The sequence below is a fragment of the Tautonia sociabilis genome (genome assembly GCF_003977685.1).
GTDB lineage: Bacteria > Planctomycetota > Planctomycetia > Isosphaerales > Isosphaeraceae > Tautonia > Tautonia sociabilis.
This window is the reverse complement of the sequence record NZ_RYZH01000006.1, coordinates 104,954-124,354: the sequence shown is the minus strand read 5'-3', so window position 1 is coordinate 124,354 and position 19,401 is coordinate 104,954. Positions and strand designations below refer to the sequence as shown.

Here is a 19,401-nt window from a genome sequence, read left to right as displayed (position 1 = left end):
GGGTCCGAACAGATTCGGCGGCCCTCCGGCGGCTCCGATTCGCACCGGCAAGGAGTGCCCTCCGATGAAGACCCGCATCCTGATTGTCGACGACGACCCGCCGACTCGAGAGTACCTCTCCCTGCTGCTGGCCGCCGACGGGCACGAGGTCGAAACCGCCTCGAACGCGACCGAGGCGCTGGAACTCGCCCGGGCCCGGCCGATCCAACTGCTCATCACCGACCTGTACATGCCCGGCACCGGCGGCATGGACCTGCTCTCTCACGTCCGATCCGAACGCCTGCCCTTCGGCGTGATCGTGGTGACCGGCCTGGGAGACCATCAGGTCGCCCTGGCCGCGATGCGAGCCGGCGCCGATGACTTCCTGACCAAGCCGATTGAGCCGGAGCGGCTGATCCGTCGCACCCGACAGACCCTGGATCGCCGCCGGCTCCGAGACGAGCTGGAGCAGCTCCGCCAGCAATTGCGGGAGGACTACAGCTTCCTGAACATGGTGTCGAAGAACGGCCGGATGCGGCAGATCTTCGACCTCATCGAGCAGGTCGGCCCGCTCGGCTCCACCGTCCTGATCCACGGCGAGACCGGCACCGGCAAGGAGCTGGTCGCCCAGGCGATCCACGCCGCCAGCCCCCGACGAGACGGGCCCTGGAAGCCGGTCAACTGCGCGGCGCTGAGCGACTCCCTGCTCGAGTCCGAGCTGTTCGGCCACGAGAAGGGAGCCTTCACGGGAGCCGACCGGCGCCGCTCCGGCCGCTTCGAGGACGCCCATGGGGGCACCCTCTTCCTCGACGAGATCGGCGATATCAGCCCGGCCATGCAGGCCAAGCTGCTCCGGGTCCTCCAGAGCGGCACATTCGAGCGCATCGGCGGCACGGAGACGATCCAGGTCGACGTCCGGATCGTGGCCGCCAGCAACAAGCGGCTCGACGAACTGGTTCGCCAGGGAGCCTTCCGGTCGGACCTCTACTACCGGCTTCGCGTCGTGCCGATCGAGCTGCCGCCGCTGCGAGAGCGTCGCGAGGATATCCCCCTGCTGGCCCTCCATTTCCTCCACAAGCTCGCCGCGCGCAGCACTCCGCCGGTCACCGAGATCGATCCGGATGCCATGCACGCGCTGTTCTCCTACGACTGGCCCGGCAACGTCCGGGAGCTGGAGAACGCCATCAAAGCGGCCGTCGCGTTGGCCGACGGCACCAAGATCCAGCGATCGAATCTTCCCCCGACCGTCGCCCCTCGGGCCGAAGGCCTCGCCGCCCCCGGCCGTCGCCCCGCCGCCACGCCGATCGACCTGGATCGCCCCCTGCCGGAGGTGACCGACACGTTCATCTCCCGGGTCGAGCGGGACTACCTCGCCGAGCTGCTCGCCATGTACAAGGGGAATGTCGCCCGGTGCGCCCGACACAGCGGCCTCTCCCGCCGCTGCGTGACTCAGAAGCTCCAGAAGTACGGCCTCGACCGCACCCGATACAAGGACGGCTCGGCCTCGACCGTCATCGAGGAGTGACCCCGGACCAGCCTGGAGCACTCCCAGCGTTGGTCCCGACGGGGCTCGCCCCCGGACGACCTCGCCTCGGCCCGCGTCGGCAAGAGGAGGGCCAGGGGCCTCCTCGGTCGAGGCCCCCTCCCGGATCGATGGCTCAGGGGAGCGGGATGCCGGAGAACTCGAACTCCAGCGGGATCTCGGCGATCGCTCCCGGAGTCTCGTAGACGAGCTGGTAATCGGAGGGTCTGCCCGGCGCGTCGACAAAGAGATACTCGAAGGCCAAGGTGCCGTCCATCGAGCCGAGCTGGTTGAACCCGCCATTGTGCTCGAACCGAGAGCCGTCCGGACGCTGGAGCCAAAGGCGGTTGTTGAAAAGCCCCTGGCGATACGTCTCGAACGCCTCCGACTGCCCCTCGTACGTCACCTCCACTCCCACCTTCCAGACGAAGCCGTCGACCTCGACCCCGTCCAGCGCGATCGACACCGGCCCCTTCTCCTGCTTCGCGTCGGAGTCGGCCAGGTCGAGCCGGAAGATCTGGTTGGCCGCCGGGACCGTGACCGTGGCCTTCACGCGGAGCGTCCTGAGGGTCTGGACGCCCCGTCGGGGAGAATTCATGTTCAGGTTCAGTTCCGCCTCGGGGATCTCCGGACGGAGCACCACCGTGCCCGATTCCTCGCTGACCGTCGGCGCGATCTCTTCCCCCTGATCGTCGACGATCTTCACCTCCGAAGCGTCCAGGCTCATCAGCATCGGTCGCAGGCGAGGCTCCCAGACGACCGTCATCCGAGCGTTGGACGACCGGGCGTCGGCGCCATAGTCGATCTGAGAGGCGAACTGGTTGAGCGTCACCCGGAACGGCCCGGTGTAGATCGTCGGCGGCCCCGGTCGCGGCTCGTCTCCGGAGGATTCCGCCATGGGGGCGGCGGCGAGGATGCCCACACTGCCATCCCCGGTGGCGAAGATGGTCTCCAGCTTCGCCTTGGCGGCGATGCGGTCAAGGGCCTCCAGAAACGGCATCTCTCGGAGGTCGAGCGCGAGGGTCGGGTTGCTCGCGTCCTGGCCGTAGAGTTCGCGGAGGTCGGAGATCCGGTTGCCGGACTGCTCCTGCAACGCCCGAAGGACCTCGCTCAGGCGGAGCCCGTCGCCGGTGATCGTGACCCGGGAGGCGTCCAGGTTCGTCTCGCCCCCCCCCTGCTCCAACCCCTCTCGAATCCGGGAGAGCCGGTCTCGGAGATCGGGGGCGAGGTCCTCCGTCTCCTCGGGAAGAAGCGGCAGGATGCGGGAGCCGAGCTTGACGAGCGCCTCCTCGGCGGAGTCTCGCTCCGAAGGCTCGCCCTGCTCCAGCCGCTCGATCAGCTGGGCCACGCGGTCGCGCAAGGCGGCGCTGATCTCCTGCGCCGAGGCCGGGGATCCGACGAGGATCATCCCCAGGACCGCCACGCCCCACGTCCACCGCCGGATCCGGGTCGCCATGGTCGCCTCCTCCCTCGATGTCTGATCGTTCGATCGACCTGCACCGGGGCCTCCGGCCCCCTGGTCACCGGGCGACCGCTCCACTCCGAAGTTTATCGGCCTGTCCGGACGATCTCCAGGGTCGAGCCGGGGAGCGAGGATCACCGCGGCGGCGACGGGCGACGGGAGGCCCAGAACAGGGCGTCGGCCAGCAAGCGGCGGAAGGCCTCCTGTTCAAAGTCGGCCTGGTGCCCGAGCGAGGTATAGAAGACCCGGGCGCCATCGAGCTCCCGGGTCCAGGCCAGCGGCTCGGTCCCCTCGGGAGAGGTCCCCTCGAGCAGCACCCGGCAGTCCTCGGCCAGCGGCGACGCCTTGTACAGGCTGGCCTTCGACGTGAACGGCTCGAACCGTCGCAGGGTCGGGTGGTCCTCGGCCCCGGAAGCGACGGCGATCTCGGTCGTCAGCTCGTTCTGGTAATGGCCGTGGTAATTGCCGCCGAAGATCAGCCGGTCCATCTCCAGCCAGTTCTGAAAGCCGTGGCTCGCCGTCCGGACGCCGACGATCGGGCGGCCGGAGGTGGCGTATGCCTTGATCCGTTGAAGCTGATCGCCGTCGATCGTCAGCCGACGGGTGAAGAACAGCGCGACGTCGCACTCGTCGAGCGCCTCCAGCCCGGGCAGGTCGTCGACCGCCGTCGCCTGGATCACCGAACATTCGGCCGGGTAATGCTCCTCGACGAACCTCGCGAAGGCCGGCAGGGTCACTTCCGACTCGTACTCCCAGGACCCGGAGATCAGGCAGACCTTCAGCGGGGGCTCCGCCTCGTCGTCCGCGACGGCGGCCCCGCCGAGCAGTCCGGCGGCCAGGGCGAACAGCAGCGATCGCATGATGCGTCCTCTCCCTCGGGGTTGATCGATCGATCGATCGGTCAGGTGACGACCGCCATCATCCTCCTCGTCGGCTCGGAATCAATCCCCGGGCCGGCGAGGAGGCCCTTCGGCATGCCGTCAGGGATGGTCGGTCGGAGCCCTCGCAACGGCGTCGACCATCCCCCCCCAGGCGATGCGGTCGAGCGGAGCCTTCCTCCCCGCCGCCGGTCGCCCGAATCGACCGCAGCGATGCCAGGGCTCGGCCGATCACCTCCCCTCGGCCGTCCCTCCTGCGCGCCCCCCTCCCCGGGAACGTCCTGCGTGAAGGTTCCCGCTTTTGTCCCTCGATTGTGGTGTGACCGGCCAAGCGCGAACCAGGGAACTTGGGGGACAGTCCGTTCCCGATTGGGGACGGTGTGCCTCGGCACGATCGGGGAGCATCGGCGTGTCGGGCTGGGCCGGTGTCGTCTCGCTCCGAGCGCGGTGATTCGGTAGGATGAGGCGGTTTTGCACTCCTCTCCGAATCCCCCGACCGCCCGAGACCGCTCGATGCCCGCGTTCCGCAAGTTGCTGGTCGCCAACCGCGGCGAGATCGCCATCCGCGTCTTCCGATCGGCCCACGAGCTGGGGCTCCGGACCGTGGCGATCTACTCGCACGAGGATCGCTTCGCCATGCACCGGCTCAAGGCCGACGAGGCGTATGCCGTCGGCAGGCCGGGGGAGCCGATCCGCAGTTACCTCGGCATCGAGACCATCGTCGAGCTGGCCGTCGAGAAGGGGGTCGATGCGATCCACCCCGGCTATGGCTTCCTCAGCGAGAACGCCGCCTTCGCCCGAGCCTGCGAGGCTGCCGGCATCTCCTGGGTCGGACCCCGTCCCGAGCTGCTCGATCTGCTCGGCGACAAGGTCGCCGCCCGGAAGCTCGCGGTCGAGGCCGGGGTCCCTGTGCTCGGCGGCACCAGCGAGCCAATCCTCCCCGGCCCCGAGGCGAGGGCCAAGGCCGAGGCGATGGGCTTCCCCGTCATCGTCAAGGCCGCGATGGGAGGCGGCGGTCGCGGGATGCGCGTCGTCGAAGACCCCGCCCTGCTCGACGACGCCCTCGACCAGGCCCGTCGCGAGGCCCAGACCGCCTTCGGCTGCCCGGATGTCTTCCTCGAGAAGTTCATTCGCAAGGCCAAGCACATCGAGGTCCAGCTCCTCGGCGACTCGCACGGCAACCTTGTCCACCTGTACGAGCGCGATTGCTCCGTCCAGCGCCGGCACCAGAAGATCATCGAGATCGCCCCGGCGGCCAGCCTCGATCCCTCGCTGCGCCAGGCAATCTGCGACGCCGCCCTCGCCCTCGGCCGCCACTGCGGCTACGACAACGCGGGGACCGTCGAGTTCCTCGTCGACGCCGAGGCGAACCAGTTCTTCTTCATCGAGGTGAACCCGAGGATCCAGGTCGAGCATACCGTCACCGAGATGATCACGGGCGTGGATCTGATCAAGAGCCAGATCCTCATCGCCTCAGGCGTCCCGCTGTCCGACCCGGAGATCGACCTGCCGGATCAGCAATCCGTCGAGGTCCACGGCCACGCCTTCCAGTGCCGGATCACCACCGAGGACCCGGAAAACAACTTCACCCCCGACTACGGCCGGATCACCCACTACCGCTCCCCCGGCGGCATGGGCCTGCGGCTCGACAGCGGCACGGCGATCACCGGGGCGATCGTCACTCCGTTCTACGACTCCATGCTCGTGAAGGTCAGCGCCCAGGGCCGCCGCTTCATCGACGCGGTGAACCGCATGAAGCGGGCGCTGGCTGAGTTCCGCGTCCGAGGGGTGAAGACGAACATCCCGTTTTTGCTGAACGTCATCGACCACCCCGACTTCATCGCCGGCCGCTGCACCACCCGGTTCATCGACCAGACCCCCGACCTGTTCAAGTTCCCCCGACGGCAAGACCGCGCCTCCCGATTGCTCGGCTTCGCCGCCGACGTGGCCGTCAACGGCTTCCCCGGCGTCGTCCGACCGGCCAATTACACCGCCCCCCCCGAACCCGAGCCGCCGGCCTACCCCCACGGCTCCCCCATCCCCGACGGCTCCCGACAGCGGCTCCAGCGGCTCGGCCCCGAGAAGTTCGCCGAATGGATCCGCCAGCAGCCCCAGCTGCTGCTCACCGACACCACCTTCCGAGACGCCCACCAGTCGCTTTTGGCCACCCGGATGCGCACCCGAGAGATGCTCCGCGTGGCCTCCTCGTACGCGAGGCTCTGCCCCGAGGTCTTCTCGATCGAGATGTGGGGCGGCGCCACCTTCGACACGGCGATGCGATTCCTCAAGGAAGATCCCTGGGACCGCCTCGCCCAGCTCCGCGCCGAGATCCCGAACATCCTCTTCCAGATGCTCCTCCGCGGCTCGAACGCCGTCGGCTACACGAGCTACCCGGACAACGTCGTCCGAGCCTTCGTCAAGGAGGCCGCTGCCGCCGGCATCGATCTGTTCCGCGTCTTCGACTCGCTCAACTGGGTCCCGAACATGGAGGTCTCCATCGAAGCCATCCGCGAGGCGGGCGCCCTCTGCGAGGCGGCCATCTGCTACACGGGAGACATCCTCGACCCGAAGCGATCGAAGTACGACCTGAACTATTATGTCTCGATGGCCAAGGAGCTGGAGCAGCGCGGCGCCAACCTGATCGCCATCAAGGACATGGCCGGGCTGTGCAAGCCGTACGCGGCCGAGCGGCTGATCAAGGCCCTGCGCGAGGAGGTCGGCCTGCCGATCCACTTCCACACGCACGACATCGGCGGCGCCCAGGCCGCCAGCGTGCTCAAGGGGGCCGAGGTCGGGCTGGACATCGCCGATGGCGCCGTCGCCTCGATGGCCGGACTGACCTCGCAGCCAAGCCTCAACGCCATCGTCGAGTCCCTCCGCTTCACCCCGAGGGAGACTGGCATCAACCCCTCCCACCTCATCGCCATGAGCCAGTACTGGGAGGCGGCCCGGTCGCTCTATGCCCCGTTCGAGACGGGCCAGAAGTCCCCCTCGGCCGAGGTCTACGCCTACGAGATGCCCGGCGGGCAGTACACGAACCTCTACCAGCAGGCCAAGGCCCTCGGCCTGGACGACCGCTGGCCGGAGGTCTGCTCGATGTATGCCCAGGTGAATCTCCTCTTCGGGGATATCGTCAAGGTCACCCCGTCGTCCAAGGTCGTCGGCGACATGGCGCTGTTCATGGTCGCCAACAACCTCGGTCCCGACGACGTGCTCGATGAGTCCCGGGAGCTCGCCTTCCCCGAGAGCGTCGTCGAGTTCATGGAAGGGCGGCTCGGCCAGCCTCCCGGCGGGTTCCCGCCCGCCTTGCAGGCCCGGATCCTCAAGGGACGGCCCCCGCTCACCGACCGCCCCGGCAAGGACCTGCCCCCGGCCGACCTCGAGGCCGCCAGGGCCAAGGCCGCCGAACTGCTCGGCCGCGAGGCCACCGCTCGCGACGCCCTCAGTCTGCTGCTCTACCCCCGCGTCTTCCCCGACCTCGCCAGCCACCAGCGCGCGCACTCCGACACCTCGGTCCTGCCCACCACCGTCTTCTTCTTCGGGCCCGAGATCGGCGTCGAGCACCCGATCGAGATCGAGCCGGGCAAGACGCTGATCGTCAAGCTCCTGGCCATTGGCGAGCCTCATGTCGACGGCACCCGCACCGCCTTCTTCGAGCTCAACGGCCAACCCCGAGAGGTGATCGTCGCCGACCGATCGCTCGCCTCGGCCGTCGTCCACGCCCCGAAGGCCGACCCGAACGACCCGAACCAGATCGCCTCGCCGCTGCCCGGCCTGGTGGTCGGCGTCGCCGTCTCCCCGGGAGACCCGATCCGAAAGGGCCAGAAGCTGCTCTCCATCGAGGCCATGAAGATGGAGACGACCCTCTATGCCGAGCGGCCCGGCCGAGTCGCCGAGGTCCTCGCCACCGTCGGCCTTCAGGTCCAGACCGGAGACCTCCTCATCCGCCTGACCGATGAATGACCGGCCTCTGCCCTGGCCTGTCCGCCGCCTCGACGAGGTCGACTCGACCAACGACCTCGCCCGGCGGCTTGCGACCGGATCGGACGGGTCCGCTCGTCCCCCACTGGTCCTCCGCGCCGACCGTCAGACCCGAGGCCGGGGCCGGGGAGCCAACGCCTGGTGGTCGGACGAGGGTAGCCTGACCTTCAGCGCCCTGCTCGACCCGACCGCCATCGGCCTGCTCGACCGGCACACGCCGCTCTGTTCGCTCGCCGCGGCGGTCGCCGTCGTCGACGCGATCTCCCCCCGGGTCGACCGAGGCCGACTTGCCATCCGATGGCCCAATGACGTCGAGATCGACGGCCGAAAGGTCGCCGGCATCCTCCCCGAACGCATCAATGGCCCCGAGGGGCCCCGACTGATCATCGGCATTGGCCTGAATGTCCGGACCCGACTCGACGACGCCTCTGCCGAGGTCCGCCGCATGGCCGGCTCCCTCGCCGAGTTCGCGGGGATTCCGCTCGAGCCCGACGACCAGGAGGCGATCTTCGCCGACCTGATCGAGCTCCTCCGGGGGAGCCTCCAGCTGCTCTCCGAGGACGCCGCCGACCTCTCCCGGCGGTGGGCCGAGCTGGACCAACTGCTCGGCCGTCCGGTCCGGGTCGATCTCGGCCGGAAGATCGTCGCCGGGATCGGGGCCGGGATCGGACCCGACGGCGGCCTCCGGATCGACACCGGGTCCGGGCCCCAGACCGTCTACGGGGGCCGCGTCCTCCGGGACGGATGATCCTTGCCGGCGGATGCGAAGCGTCCGTCGGTCGGGAGCAATCCCCCCCGGACCTTCGGTCGACGTCCCTGAACGCCCATGGCCGATGCGGACCCGCACCCGAGAGGGCCCGCATCGGCCATCAGTCGTCCGAACTCATCCCGCCCTCACCTCAGCGAGAGCCGGCCATCTCCTTCGCGTCGGTCTTCGACGGCTTGCCGATCCACTCGATGAGGATCGGAGCCGCGATGAAGATCGTGCTGTAGGTACCGCTGAGAATGCCGACCACCAGGCAGAACGAGAAGCCGGAGAGCCCCTCGCCGCCGAAGAGGTAGAAGATCAGCACCACCAGCCAGGTGGTCAGCGAGGTGAGGATCGTTCGGCTCAGGGTGACGTTGATCGCGTCGTTGACCAGCCGGGCCGTCAGGTGGGGGGTCTTCCCCTTGAGCTCCCGGATGCGGTCGAAGATGACGATCGTGTCGTTCACCGAGAAGCCGATCAGCGTGAGGAAGGCGGCGATCATCGGCAGGTCGATCTTGTAGCCGGCCAGGGCCACCGCCCCCAGGGCGATGAGCACGTCGTGGATCAGCGCGAGCACCGCCGCGACGCCGTAGGCAACCGCCTGGAAGCGGAACCAGAGGTAGGCGATGATGATCAACCAGCTGGCGACGATCGCCACCATGGCCTTCTGCCGGGTCTCGCCAGCAACCACACTGCCGAAGTTCTCGAGCCGCTCGAAGAGGAAGTCCTTGTCGTTGCGCAGCTCTTGCCCGAGCTCGGCGAGGTACCCCTCGATCCGCTCCGGGGCCAACGAGGTTGTCAGTTCGAGCACCTCGCCCGGCTGGTCAACGTTGTTGGGGGGAGCCTCCGGGTTGATCACCCGGAACTGGGACCTCGGGCTGGCCACCGGCGGGTCGGCCGAGGCCAGCACCCTGGCGAAGGCCTCGGCGATTCGAGACGGAGGCTGCGGCAAGTTGAAGGTCAGCCGGTAGCGATTCCCTTCCTCCTCGAGACCGCCCTCCACCGGCTCGATCGGCTCAGTCTGAAGCAGCTCGACGCGCACCAGGCTGTCGGCGAACGCCTCGAGGATGGCCTCCTGGACCACGTCGGGAGACTGCTCGGTGGTCCGGATGTTGTAGCGAGGGGCCTCGTCCTGCTCCTCGTCGCCGGAGACGGTCAGGCTCTCGACAGTGACATTCGGCAGGACCTCACTGGCCTGGTCCCGGACCGCGGAGATCCGGGCCGAGGGGGACTGGCCGCGAAGCTGCTCGCTGTCCAGCCGGACGGTCACCAGCGAGCCGCCGGTGAAGTCGATGTTGTACATCGACCCCTGTTGGTTCGCCCCTCCCCGGCTGAAAAAGACCGACAGTCCCAATGCGATCACCAACAGCGAACCGACCATGCAGTACCGCCTCGGCCCGACGAAGTCGATATTCGTCTTGCTCAGCAACCGGAGCATCGTCAGCCGCTTGAGCCAGCCGCTCTGATACGCCAGCTCGAAGATCGTCCGAGAGACGAAGACGGCCGTGAACAGGTTCCAGAGCAGGCCGATGATCGTCACCAGGGCGAACCCCTTGACCTCCTCGGTGCCTACCGACCAGAGGACCACACCGGTGAGCACGGTGGTGACGTTCGAGTCGAGAATGGTCGACCACGCCTTGCCGAAGCCATTGCGGATCTGCTGGGCCAGCGGCGCCCCCCGGTCACGTTCCTCCCGCATGCGCTCGTAAATGAGCACGTTCGCGTCGACCGCCATGCCGATCGTCAGGGCCAAGCCCGCCAGACCAGGCAGGGTGATCGAGCTGCCGGTGACCGCCATCGAGGCCAGCAGCAGCACCATGTTCAGCAGCAGGGCGATGACGGCCACGACGCCGGCGAAGTGGTAGTACACGATCATGAAGACCGGCACCAACGCCAACGCGACGGTGATGGCGTACACCCCCTTGCGAATCGTGTCCTCGCCCAGCGTCGGGCCGATCGTCTCCTCCTGGAGCGCCGGGGTCTGCAGCGCGACGGGCAGACTTCCGGCCCGGAGGATGTCGATCAGGAAGTTGACCTGCTCGTTCACCTGGGAGCCTCGGCCTCCCATGGTGATGATGCCGCTGTCGGTGATCCGGTTCCGGATCTGGGGGGCCGACATCACCTCGCCGTCGAGCAGGATGGCGAGGTTGTAGAAGAACGCTCCGTCCTGCCGGGGGCGATAGCGGCCCGTCAGGTCGCCGAAGCGACGGGAGCCGATGGTGTCGAAATCGAAGCCGACAGCCGGCCGGAGTTGCTCGTCGGTCGTCGGATAGACGCGCTCGAGCATGTCCCCGGTCACGTCTTGCCGTTCCCGGGGAACCTCATAGAGCACGAAGTATTCGGTCGTGCCTGGCTGGCTGGGCAGTCTCACTCCCCGGACGATCTTGTCCCCGGCCAGCTGGGGATCGATCGAGGTGCCGTCGATCCCCAACGCGATCCCGCTGGGATTGTACGCGACTCGGTAGGATCGGACGACATCAAGCCCGTGGTCGCGCGTCAGCGTGATCGTGTCCGCGGTGTTGCTCGCCACCTCGGCGATGATCCTTCTGGGCTCTCCAGCGACGATCCCTTCCAGCAGAATGGGCAGGCCAGCGTAACGGTTGGGGGACCAATCCCGGATCGGATCGCGAATCGCTCGGCTGTCCCCGCCCGAGTAGTCGATCTCAAAGCCAGTGACCGCCGAGGGATCGAAACCGATCGGCTCGGAAAAAAACAACGTATCGGCCGTGTTCCGCTCAACGGTCACACGGTTCGGAGAACCGCCGCCGCGCTCGAGCACGGCCTGCATCCCTCGATACCGATTCGGAGACCAACCGGCACCGCTGAGGGTCAGTGACCGTTCTGACACCGTGGTGGGTGCCGTCCCCTCCGGAGCGGCGGGTTGCCCCTCGACCACTTCGCCGAGTTTCGCCCAGCGGAAGGTTTCGCGATCGCTGGAAGAGGGCTTGATCTCGGGAAGGCGGTCGACGATCGGCGGCAGGTCGCGGGTCTGGCGAATGAGGTAGGCCGGAAAGTCGGCGGCGCGGTTGGTCGAGGCGAGGATGCGGAAGGAGAGCGAGCCCTCCTCGGTCAGCTTGCGCTTGATTTCCTCGGCCTGGTTGGCCATCTCCTCGGGCATGATGATCTCGACCCGATCCTGGCCCACGCTCCGGATCGTGATGTCGAAGACCCCCTCGGGGTTGATTCGCCGCTTCAGGGCCGCGACCAGCTCGTCCAGATCGACGCGCTCGCCGGCTTGCTGCTCGACCTGATAGACCAGGATCGTGCCGCCGGAGAGGTCGATCCCCAGCTTCAGAGGCCGTTCGTCGCTGAGGCCGATCTGCTGGGAGAAGAGGACGAGCAGCCCGACGACGGCCGCCAGCCCGATCAGGAGGAGTCGAAACGTCAGGTTCTTCATGGCAAGTCCTTCGGGGCCGAGCGACGAGGGGGGAAGCGTCCCCGTCCGGCCCGGGGCGGAGCGGCCCGGCTCCGTCCCGATCCGATCACGAATCGAGATCCATCAACCCGTCGACGCCCGCCCGGCCCGCCTCCCGGGCCCGGGGCGGCCGGGTCGGCACCCGAGGCCCGCTCAGGAGGCCTTCTTCTCCGCCGCGCCGGCCCCCGCGGCCTCGACCAGGCCGAGGACGCTCGACTTGCGGACGGTCAGCTTGACTCCCTTCTCGTCGTCCACCCGGAGCACGATCCGATCCGCCTTCTCGTCGACCGAGACGATGGTGCCGAAGATGCCCGACTCCGTCACCACCCGGTCGTTCTTCTTCAGGGCGTTGATCATGTCCATCCGCCGCTTCTGGTTGCGCATCGGCATCCAGAAGAACAGGAAGAAGGCGAGCAGGAGCACCGGACCGAACTGGACGACCAGCACCATCCAGGGCGGCAGCGAACCCTCACCCCCGGCCGCCGGGGCGCCCTGGGCGAGGAGAAATGGAAGGGAGAACCAGGATGGGCCGGACATGGTCGGGGGTCGATGCCTCGGGGGGGGAAGATCGGGACGGGCAGACCGATTCGTGCCGAGTTCGGACGGCGACCGGCAGGCCGGCCGCGTCGCGGCGAGACGATCGGATCACTTTAACGATCACGGGCCGAGGGCTTCAAGCGCCTCCGCCCGGAATCGGTCGTAACGGCCCTCCCCGATCGCCTCCCGGGCGTCTCGGACCAACCGGTGCAGGAAGGCCAGGTTGTGGACCGACGCCAGGATCGGGCCCAGCATCTCGTCGGCCAGGAACAGGTGCCGGATGTACCCCCGGCTGAACCGGGAGCAGGCCGGGCAGTCGCACCCGTCCTCGATCGGCCGGGGATCGGCCTTGTGCGCCGCGTTCCGCATCCGGACGGGCCCCCTCCTTGTCAAGCAGGTCGCGTTCCGGCCGTTTCGGGTCGGCAGAACGCAGTCGAACATGTCCACCCCGGCCGCGATCGCGTCCAGCACGTCCTGAGGACGGCCGACTCCCATCAGGTAGCGGGCCTGATGGGCCGGCAGGTGGGGGGTCGAGACCTCCAGCGCCTTGCGGATCTCCTCGGGAGACTCGCCGACGCTGACTCCTCCGATCGCATAGCCGTCGAACCCGATCTCGACCAGCCGCTCCGCGCACTCGCTCCTCAGATCGGCATGGGAGCCGCCCTGGAGGATGCCGAAGACCGCCTGGTCGTCCCGGGTCCTCGCCCGCTGGCAGCGCCGGGCCCAGCGGATGGTCCGCTCGGTCGCCTCGGCGACGGCCTCCTTACCGGCCGGCAGGGCCGGGCAGTGGTCGAGCACCATCGCCACGTCGGCCCCGAGCGCCTCCTGAATGGCGATCGCCCGCTCGGGGGTCAGGTCCAGCAGGCTGCCGTCCAGGTGAGACCGGAAGGCCACTCCCGATTCGGTCAGCGTGGCCCGGTCGCTCAGGCTGAAGGCCTGGAAGCCTCCCGAGTCGGTCAGGATCGGCCCGTCCCAGGCCATGAATCGGTGCAGGCCGCCGAGGGAACGGACCACCTCCTCCCCCGGCCGGAGCGCCAGGTGATAGGTGTTCGCCAGCAGCATCTGGCTGCCGCAGGCCCGGAGCAACTCGGGCACGACGCCTTTGACCGTCGCCTGCGTGCCGACGGGCATGAAGACGGGTGTCTCCACGGTCCCGTGGGGGGTCCGCAGCAGTCCCCGGCGGGCGTTGGAGCGGGTATCGACCCCGAGGAGCTCGAATCGGACGGGAGCGGGCATGGGGGGGAGGGCCGATGGGGGAGGTCGGATCGAAGCCGAGACGGGAGCGACGGCCGGAGCCGAGGGGGTGTCCTCCGGCTCCGGCCCGAAACCAAGGGGGGGATCGGCCCGGACCGCCTGGGGTGAGGTTAGTCGTTCCGCAGCTTCAGCCCCATCTCGGCGAGCTTCTCGCGAACCTCATTGAGCGAGGTGACGCCGAAGTTCTTGCACTCAAGCAGGTCGTCTCCGGTGCGGGTGACGAGATCGCCGATCGTCTGGATGTTGAGCTTGGCCATACACTTGCGGGAGCGAACCGAAAGGTTCAGCTCGCTGATCGGCTTGGCCAGGGTGGCGCGCTCCTCGGGAGAGATCTCGACGGTGGCCGGGCCCATCGGAACGGCGGGGGCGTGGCCGGATCGTCCCATCGGGCTGCCGATGCCGCCCCGCTCGCCGGCCTCCAGGGCCATGCCGAGGCGGAGGCCCTTGGTCTCCATGATCTGCTTGATCTCGGCCAGCGAGGTCTCGCCGAAGTTCTTCGAGGCGAGCAGGGCGGCCTCGGTGGTGCGGGTCAGGTCGCCGAGCGTCCGGATGTTCATCTTCCGCAGGCAGTTCCGGCTGCGGACGGACAGCTCGAAGTCGGTGACGGGGATCTCCAGCAGCGTCCGGAGCCGGTCGTACTGCTTCTCCAGGCTCTCGTCATAGTACATGTCGCGGCTGGCGCGACAGTCCTTGGCGTAGAGCCGGGCGCGGGGCTCGTTCCCCAGGTGGGAGAGCACCTGGTTGTAGAACCCCTCGGCCTCCCGGTAGCGCTGCTCGTCTTCTCGGAGGATCCCCAGGTTGATCAGAGCGGCCAGCGGGACGGGGGGGTGGCGGAGGCACTGCTCGTAGTACTCGATGGCGGCCTCGTCGTTCCCGTAGAGGTCATTGATGTAGGCGAGCTGGAACAGGGCGCCGGTGTGGTCGCGGTTGAGCGACAGGGCCTTCTCGAACGCCTCGGCGGCGAGGATCTGCTCCCCCTCGTCGGCCAGCAGGCAGCCGCGCTGATAGTGGTACTCGGCGGTCCCTTCGGCCTGCCCTTCGAGCTTCTTGAGCAGCGACCGGGCGAGGTCGGTTTTCCCGGCCCGTCGCAGGGCGCCGGCGCGGTGGAGGGTGGCGAGCTTGGGGTCGTAGCCCGACTCGCCGGCGGCGGCGAAGGCGTCGGCGGCCTCTTCCCAGCGCTGGAGGTTCTCCAGGGCCAGGCCGCGGTGGAAGTGGGCCATGCCGCTGTCGCCAGCCTGCTCCAAGTGCTCCAGGGCCTGGTGGTAGTGCCCGTGCAGGACCTCCGCGACGCCGAGCCTCAGGCGGACATCCGGGCCCAGGGGGGCACCCTTGTGGCGGTCCTTGATGTTCTGGACCGCCTCTCGGAGCGTGCCGTAACGCGAGGGGTCGCGGCCAAGCAGCTCACGCAGGTCGGCCACGGTCGACAGGTCGAACGGGTCGCGGTCCATCAGGGCCCGGACGTCGGAGGTCATCTGCTCGGACATCGCCTCACCTCGGCTCGACGCCCCGGTCCCCCGATCGGGCCCGGCGCCGAGAAGGACGGCGCCGTCGGGAGACGGTGCGAGAAAAGTCCTAATCTACCAAATTCACCCGCCGGGGCAAGCGTCGCCGACGACGTCGGCCTCGGGGCGCCGGTGCCTTCGCCGGCTCGGCCGGGCGGCTCTCCTCGATCGGGGTCCGCAGGCCCGACAGGTGCGCAACCCAGGAGGCACGGAAATCAGACAAATCGGACGCCACCGCGGTTCGGAAGGCCGTCTCGGCCCGATCCGGGACCCCCAGGGAGGGATTCCTGAGGCGGTCCAGGAAGGAGACGAACCGTCCGGGATGCTCGGTCCTCAGGTAGTGTACCAGGGCCCAGGCGGCGGCGTAGCGGTCGGGGGCGTAGCCGCGGCCGAAGCCCTCGTCTCGGATCAGAGGAAGGAGGGCCGGCGGCCCTCCCAGCCGACGCCAGTGGTCGAGCCGGTGTCCGGGGATCTCCCCAAGGCCGGCCCACTCGCTCCCCCGGAACGCCTCGAATTGCATGGCGATCCCCTCGTGCAGCCAGACCGGGAAGCGGTCGTAGCCCGGGGCCAGCCCGCTGGCGAGGACGAGCTGGTGGACCAGCTCGTGGACCGCGGCCCCGCGGTCGACCCGCTCTCGGTTCAGCTCCCTGAGCAACGCCTCCCGGGCCGAATCGCGACGGAGGCGATCGATGACCTCGGCGGCCTCCTCGAGGTCGAGGGTCCGGGGCGGCTCTCCGGCGATCGCCAGGCGGATCCGAGCGCCGGGGGGGGAGCGGTCCAGCTCGGCCTGGGCCCGGTCCAGCTCGTCGATCCGGGCCCGATGCGACTGCTCGGCGTCCCGGTGGTCCTCCCGGCTTCGTCCGTCGTAGACGAAGACGACCCGACGGGTCGGATGGTAGTAGCCCCGGGTGGTGAGGAAGGCGTCGCCGGCCTCTCGGCGGAGATAGGACAGGTAGTCGGCCTCCTCGGCGAACCAGACGGAGACGAGCGGTTCGGGGGGCGTCCTCAGGTCGAATCCGAGGGCGGTGAACGTCAGGTAGAAGGTGGTCAGGACGCGGTCGAGCAGGGCGAGCCGCTCGTCGGCCTCGGCCTGGGAGTGCTGGTGGAGCAGGACCAATCGGCCCCGCCGGGAGATCGAGAACTCGCCTTCCGGCAGGACGGCCCGGAGCGGGCCGAGATCCGGCTCCGGCCCGGGGCGATCGAGGCGGTCGAGCATCGCCACCATCCGCGCGACGGGCTCCAGGTCGGGGTCGGCCTCGTGAGACGACCGGAGCAGGGCAACCGCCTCCGGCGTCAGTCCGCGTTCGAGCGCCCACCAGCAGGCCCGGTACCGGGAAGAGGCGTCGCCGGCCAGGGCCTTGTCTCGGAGGGCGGGCCACTCGCGAGCGGGCCAGTGGCCGGGGACGATCCTGGCGACGTCCTCCGACCGGAAGACGACCGGCCCGCCGGGGCGGAGCAGGCGGATGGTGTCTCCCTCCTTCTCGACCGGGAGCTGGACCTCCCCGCCGGCCCGGAAGTAGACCAGCTCTCCCCGGGCCGGGCGGGGAGAGGAGGCCGGCGCGACCGCCAGCAGCAGCAGCAGGCCCACCCTCGTCCCTCGTCCGAGCATCGCGACGCGCTCCGTGCCTGGGATTCCCCCGCTCCGGGGGACGGGATTTCGAGTGCCGGCCCGTTGACGATCGGCCCTCGCCGTGCGACCGTTGGCGGGCAGCCCGTCCGGACCGGGTCGAAGCCGAGGCGGCCCCGCCGTCCTCACCGTCCGGTCCCCTTCCCACCCATTCCCGAAGACGACCGAGGATCGCGACCATGCGACCGCTACGAGATGCGGCCGTCGTCCTGGCGGCGCTCGCCGGGGCAGCGACGGCCGCCGCGCAGGGGGACGTCACCGTGGAGATCGTCGAGTTTCGCGGCTGGGGACGCAACGTCAAGCTCAGTAACGGGGACGCCGAGCTGATCGTCACGCTCGACGTCGGCCCCCGGGTCATCAGCTACCGTCTGATCGACGGCGAGAACGTCTTTAAGACCTACGACGAACAGCTCGGCGGCTCCGGCGAGGACTCCTGGATGATCCGAGGAGGTCATCGCCTGTGGGTCAGCCCGGAGGACCCCGACCGGACGTATGTCCCCGACAACGGCCCGGTCCAGTACGAGCAACTCGGGCCGGGCCGGGTCCTGGTCACACTGCCGCCGGACCCGAGGTTCTCGATCCAGAAGGAGATGGAGATCGCCCTGGCCTCGTCAGGCAGCGAAGTGACCGTCGTCCACCGCCTGCGGAACGCCGGTCGGCAGCCGACGGAGCTGGCGATCTGGTCCCTCTCGGTGATGAAGCCGGGGGGCATCGAGGTGATCCCGCTCCCCCCCAAGGAGCCCCACGGCGGCTCGGGAGGAGCGCCGACGGCCGAGGACTTCGCCCCGCAGTTCGCCCTGGCGCTTTGGCCCTACTTCGATTTCGCCGACCCGCGCTGGTCGTTCGGCACGAAGGCCATCACGCTCCGGCAAGACTCCCAGACCGATCGGGGGGCGACGAAGATCGGCCTGGCGAACAAACTCGGGGTGGCCGCCTACCTGAACGGCGGGACCGCGTTCATCAAGCGGTTCCCCTTCCTGCCCGGGGCGTCCTACCCGGACTTCGGCGTGAACTACGAGACGTTCACGAACGCGGACATGCTGGAGATGGAGACGCTCGGGCCGCTCGTCCGGCTCGGAGCGGGAGAGGTCGTTGAGCACGTCGAGCGCTGGGAGCTGGTCGCCGGCATCGAGGCCGAAGGCGGCCCGGAGGGGGCGGCCAAGGCGCTCCTGCCGCTGATCGCGAAGGACTGATCGGGGAGGAGACGCTCCCGGTCTTCCGGATTGTCAAGGAGCCTGTGCCCCGGGCCGGTCAGGCCGGGGCATGGGCCTCGGCCCGGGGGGCGGGGTCGCGGTCGAGCGTCGGGAAGAGGGAGGCCAGGCGGGCGGCCTCGGTCCGGACGTCGTGGTCGGCCTGGACGCGAGCGGAGCCGGCGGCCCCCATGCGGAAGAGCTCGGCGGGGTCGGCTTCGAGGGCGGCCTCCATCGCGTCGGCCAGCTCGGAGACGGCGCCGGCCGGGACGAGCCAGCCGGACTCCCCGGGGCGAACCAGCTCGGGGATGCCGGCGATCGCCGTGGAGATGACCGGGCGGTGCAGCGCCAGGGCCTCCATGATGACGACCGGAAGCCCCTCGGCGAAGCTGGACTGAACCAGGGCTCGGCTGGCGAGCAGGGCCTGCCGGACGTCGGCCCCGCTCCGCCAGCCGGCCAGCAGGACGCTCCCCTCCAGGCCGAGGCGGGCGATCTCGGCCTCCAGCGCCGGCCTCAGGGCGCCGTCTCCGATCAGGGTCAGTTCGAACTCCCGACCGCGACGGGCCAGCTCGGCGGCGGCCCGGATGAGGACGAGCTGCCCCTTCTCGGCCGAGAGGCGGCCGATGTTCAGCAGCCGGGGGGCCCCGGAGGGAGGGGTCGGCTCCTGGTGGAGGAAGTCGACGTCAAGGCCGCAGTGGACGACGTGGACCTTGTCCCAGTCGGCCGGATCGGCCCAGCGCCAGAGCTGGCTGCGGCCGAAGGAGCTGATGGCGACCGCGAACGTCGCGTGGCGGACCTTCTCGTCGAGGGCCAGGGTCTGGGGGGCGTCGAACTCGACCGGCCCGTGGACCGTGAGGCTGTAGGAGGGGCCTCCCAGCAGCCGGCAGAGCATCGCCACGGCGGCCGAATTGGTGCCGAAGTGGACGTGAAGGTGGCCGACCTCGTCGCGAGCGGCCCAGCGGCGAAGCAGGCAGGATTCGGCGAGGTAGATCAGGTGGATCGCAAGGCCGCGTTCCGATCGACGGGCCAGCCGCCAGGCCCCGCCGAGGGCCCGGAGGAACCGGGAGGGGCGGCCGATCGCCTCGACGATCAGGGCGCCGAGCAGGGCGAGGGGGCCGGCGTCGAGCAGGCGTCGGGTCAGGTCGTACTCGCGCTGATCGTCCGGGTCGACTCGGGGGAGTCCCGAATCCCGGACGGCGTAGCGGACAACCGGCCAACCCTGGGCCTCCAGCGCCGAGATCTCCCGGCGGATGAAGGTGGTGCTCGGCATCGGATGCGAGTTCATCAGGTAGGCCAGCTTCGGCAC

The 19,401-nt window shown here is 69.2% G+C and carries 12 protein-coding genes; 4 read left to right on the top strand and 8 right to left on the bottom strand.

Translation table 11 applies throughout. The features are described from left to right. Window positions 1-64 precede the first annotated feature (64 nt). Window positions 65-1,504: a sigma-54-dependent transcriptional regulator gene (locus TsocGM_RS04915; RefSeq protein WP_126724190.1), complete on the top strand. Its 1,440-nt coding sequence runs from the start codon at window positions 65-67 to the stop codon at window positions 1,502-1,504. Between the two features lie 133 nt (window positions 1,505-1,637). On the opposite strand, the gene TsocGM_RS04910 is transcribed toward TsocGM_RS04915, so the two are convergent. Then, complete coding sequence (locus tag TsocGM_RS04910; RefSeq protein WP_126724189.1) at window positions 1,638-2,957, bottom strand: serine/threonine-protein kinase; 1,320 nt, start codon at window positions 2,955-2,957, stop codon at window positions 1,638-1,640. A 140-nt stretch (window positions 2,958-3,097) separates the two neighbouring features. Beyond that, window positions 3,098-3,823, bottom strand: coding sequence for a ThuA domain-containing protein (locus TsocGM_RS04905; RefSeq protein ID WP_126724188.1), 726 nt, complete (start codon window positions 3,821-3,823; stop codon window positions 3,098-3,100). 531 nt (window positions 3,824-4,354) lie between these two features. On the opposite strand from TsocGM_RS04905, the gene TsocGM_RS04900 reads away from it, so the two are divergent. Then, window positions 4,355-7,804, top strand: a complete 3,450-nt coding sequence (locus TsocGM_RS04900; RefSeq protein WP_126724187.1) for a pyruvate carboxylase — start codon at window positions 4,355-4,357, stop codon at window positions 7,802-7,804. Further along, entirely contained in the window at window positions 7,797-8,570 is a 774-nt protein-coding gene (locus tag TsocGM_RS04895) for a biotin--[acetyl-CoA-carboxylase] ligase (RefSeq protein ID WP_126724186.1), read from the top strand. The genes TsocGM_RS04900 and TsocGM_RS04895 overlap by 8 nt, the downstream gene beginning before the upstream one ends. 151 nt (window positions 8,571-8,721) lie before the next feature. Here TsocGM_RS04895 and secD read toward each other — a convergent pair whose 3' ends face one another. From secD to TsocGM_RS04870, 5 genes are all read right to left on the bottom strand, one after another. Continuing rightward, entirely contained in the window at window positions 8,722-11,967 is a 3,246-nt protein-coding gene (gene secD, locus TsocGM_RS04890) for a protein translocase subunit SecD (protein ID WP_126724185.1), read from the bottom strand. 171 nt (window positions 11,968-12,138) lie between these two features. Further along, entirely contained in the window at window positions 12,139-12,522 is a 384-nt protein-coding gene (yajC, locus tag TsocGM_RS04885; RefSeq protein ID WP_126724184.1) for a preprotein translocase subunit YajC, read from the bottom strand. Between the two features lie 120 nt (window positions 12,523-12,642). Next, window positions 12,643-13,758, bottom strand: coding sequence for a tRNA guanosine(34) transglycosylase Tgt (gene tgt, locus TsocGM_RS04880; RefSeq protein WP_126724183.1), 1,116 nt, complete (start codon window positions 13,756-13,758; stop codon window positions 12,643-12,645). A 128-nt stretch (window positions 13,759-13,886) separates the two neighbouring features. Continuing rightward, a complete protein-coding gene (locus tag TsocGM_RS04875) occupies window positions 13,887-15,260 on the bottom strand; it encodes a DNA-directed RNA polymerase subunit alpha C-terminal domain-containing protein (RefSeq protein ID WP_126724182.1) in 1,374 nt (457 codons plus the stop codon). An 88-nt stretch (window positions 15,261-15,348) separates the two neighbouring features. Then, on the bottom strand, window positions 15,349-16,887 hold the full coding sequence (locus tag TsocGM_RS04870; RefSeq protein WP_126724181.1) for a DUF1570 domain-containing protein: 1,539 nt from the start codon (window positions 16,885-16,887) through the stop codon (window positions 15,349-15,351). Between the two features lie 197 nt (window positions 16,888-17,084). Here TsocGM_RS04870 and TsocGM_RS04865 point away from each other — a divergent pair, with 197 nt between their 5' ends. After that, complete coding sequence (locus TsocGM_RS04865; protein WP_126724180.1) at window positions 17,085-18,098, top strand: hypothetical protein; 1,014 nt, start codon at window positions 17,085-17,087, stop codon at window positions 18,096-18,098. Window positions 18,099-18,156: 58 nt separating this feature from the next. Here TsocGM_RS04865 and TsocGM_RS04860 read toward each other — a convergent pair whose 3' ends face one another. Next, complete coding sequence (locus TsocGM_RS04860; protein WP_199756699.1) at window positions 18,157-19,401, bottom strand: glycosyltransferase; 1,245 nt, start codon at window positions 19,399-19,401, stop codon at window positions 18,157-18,159.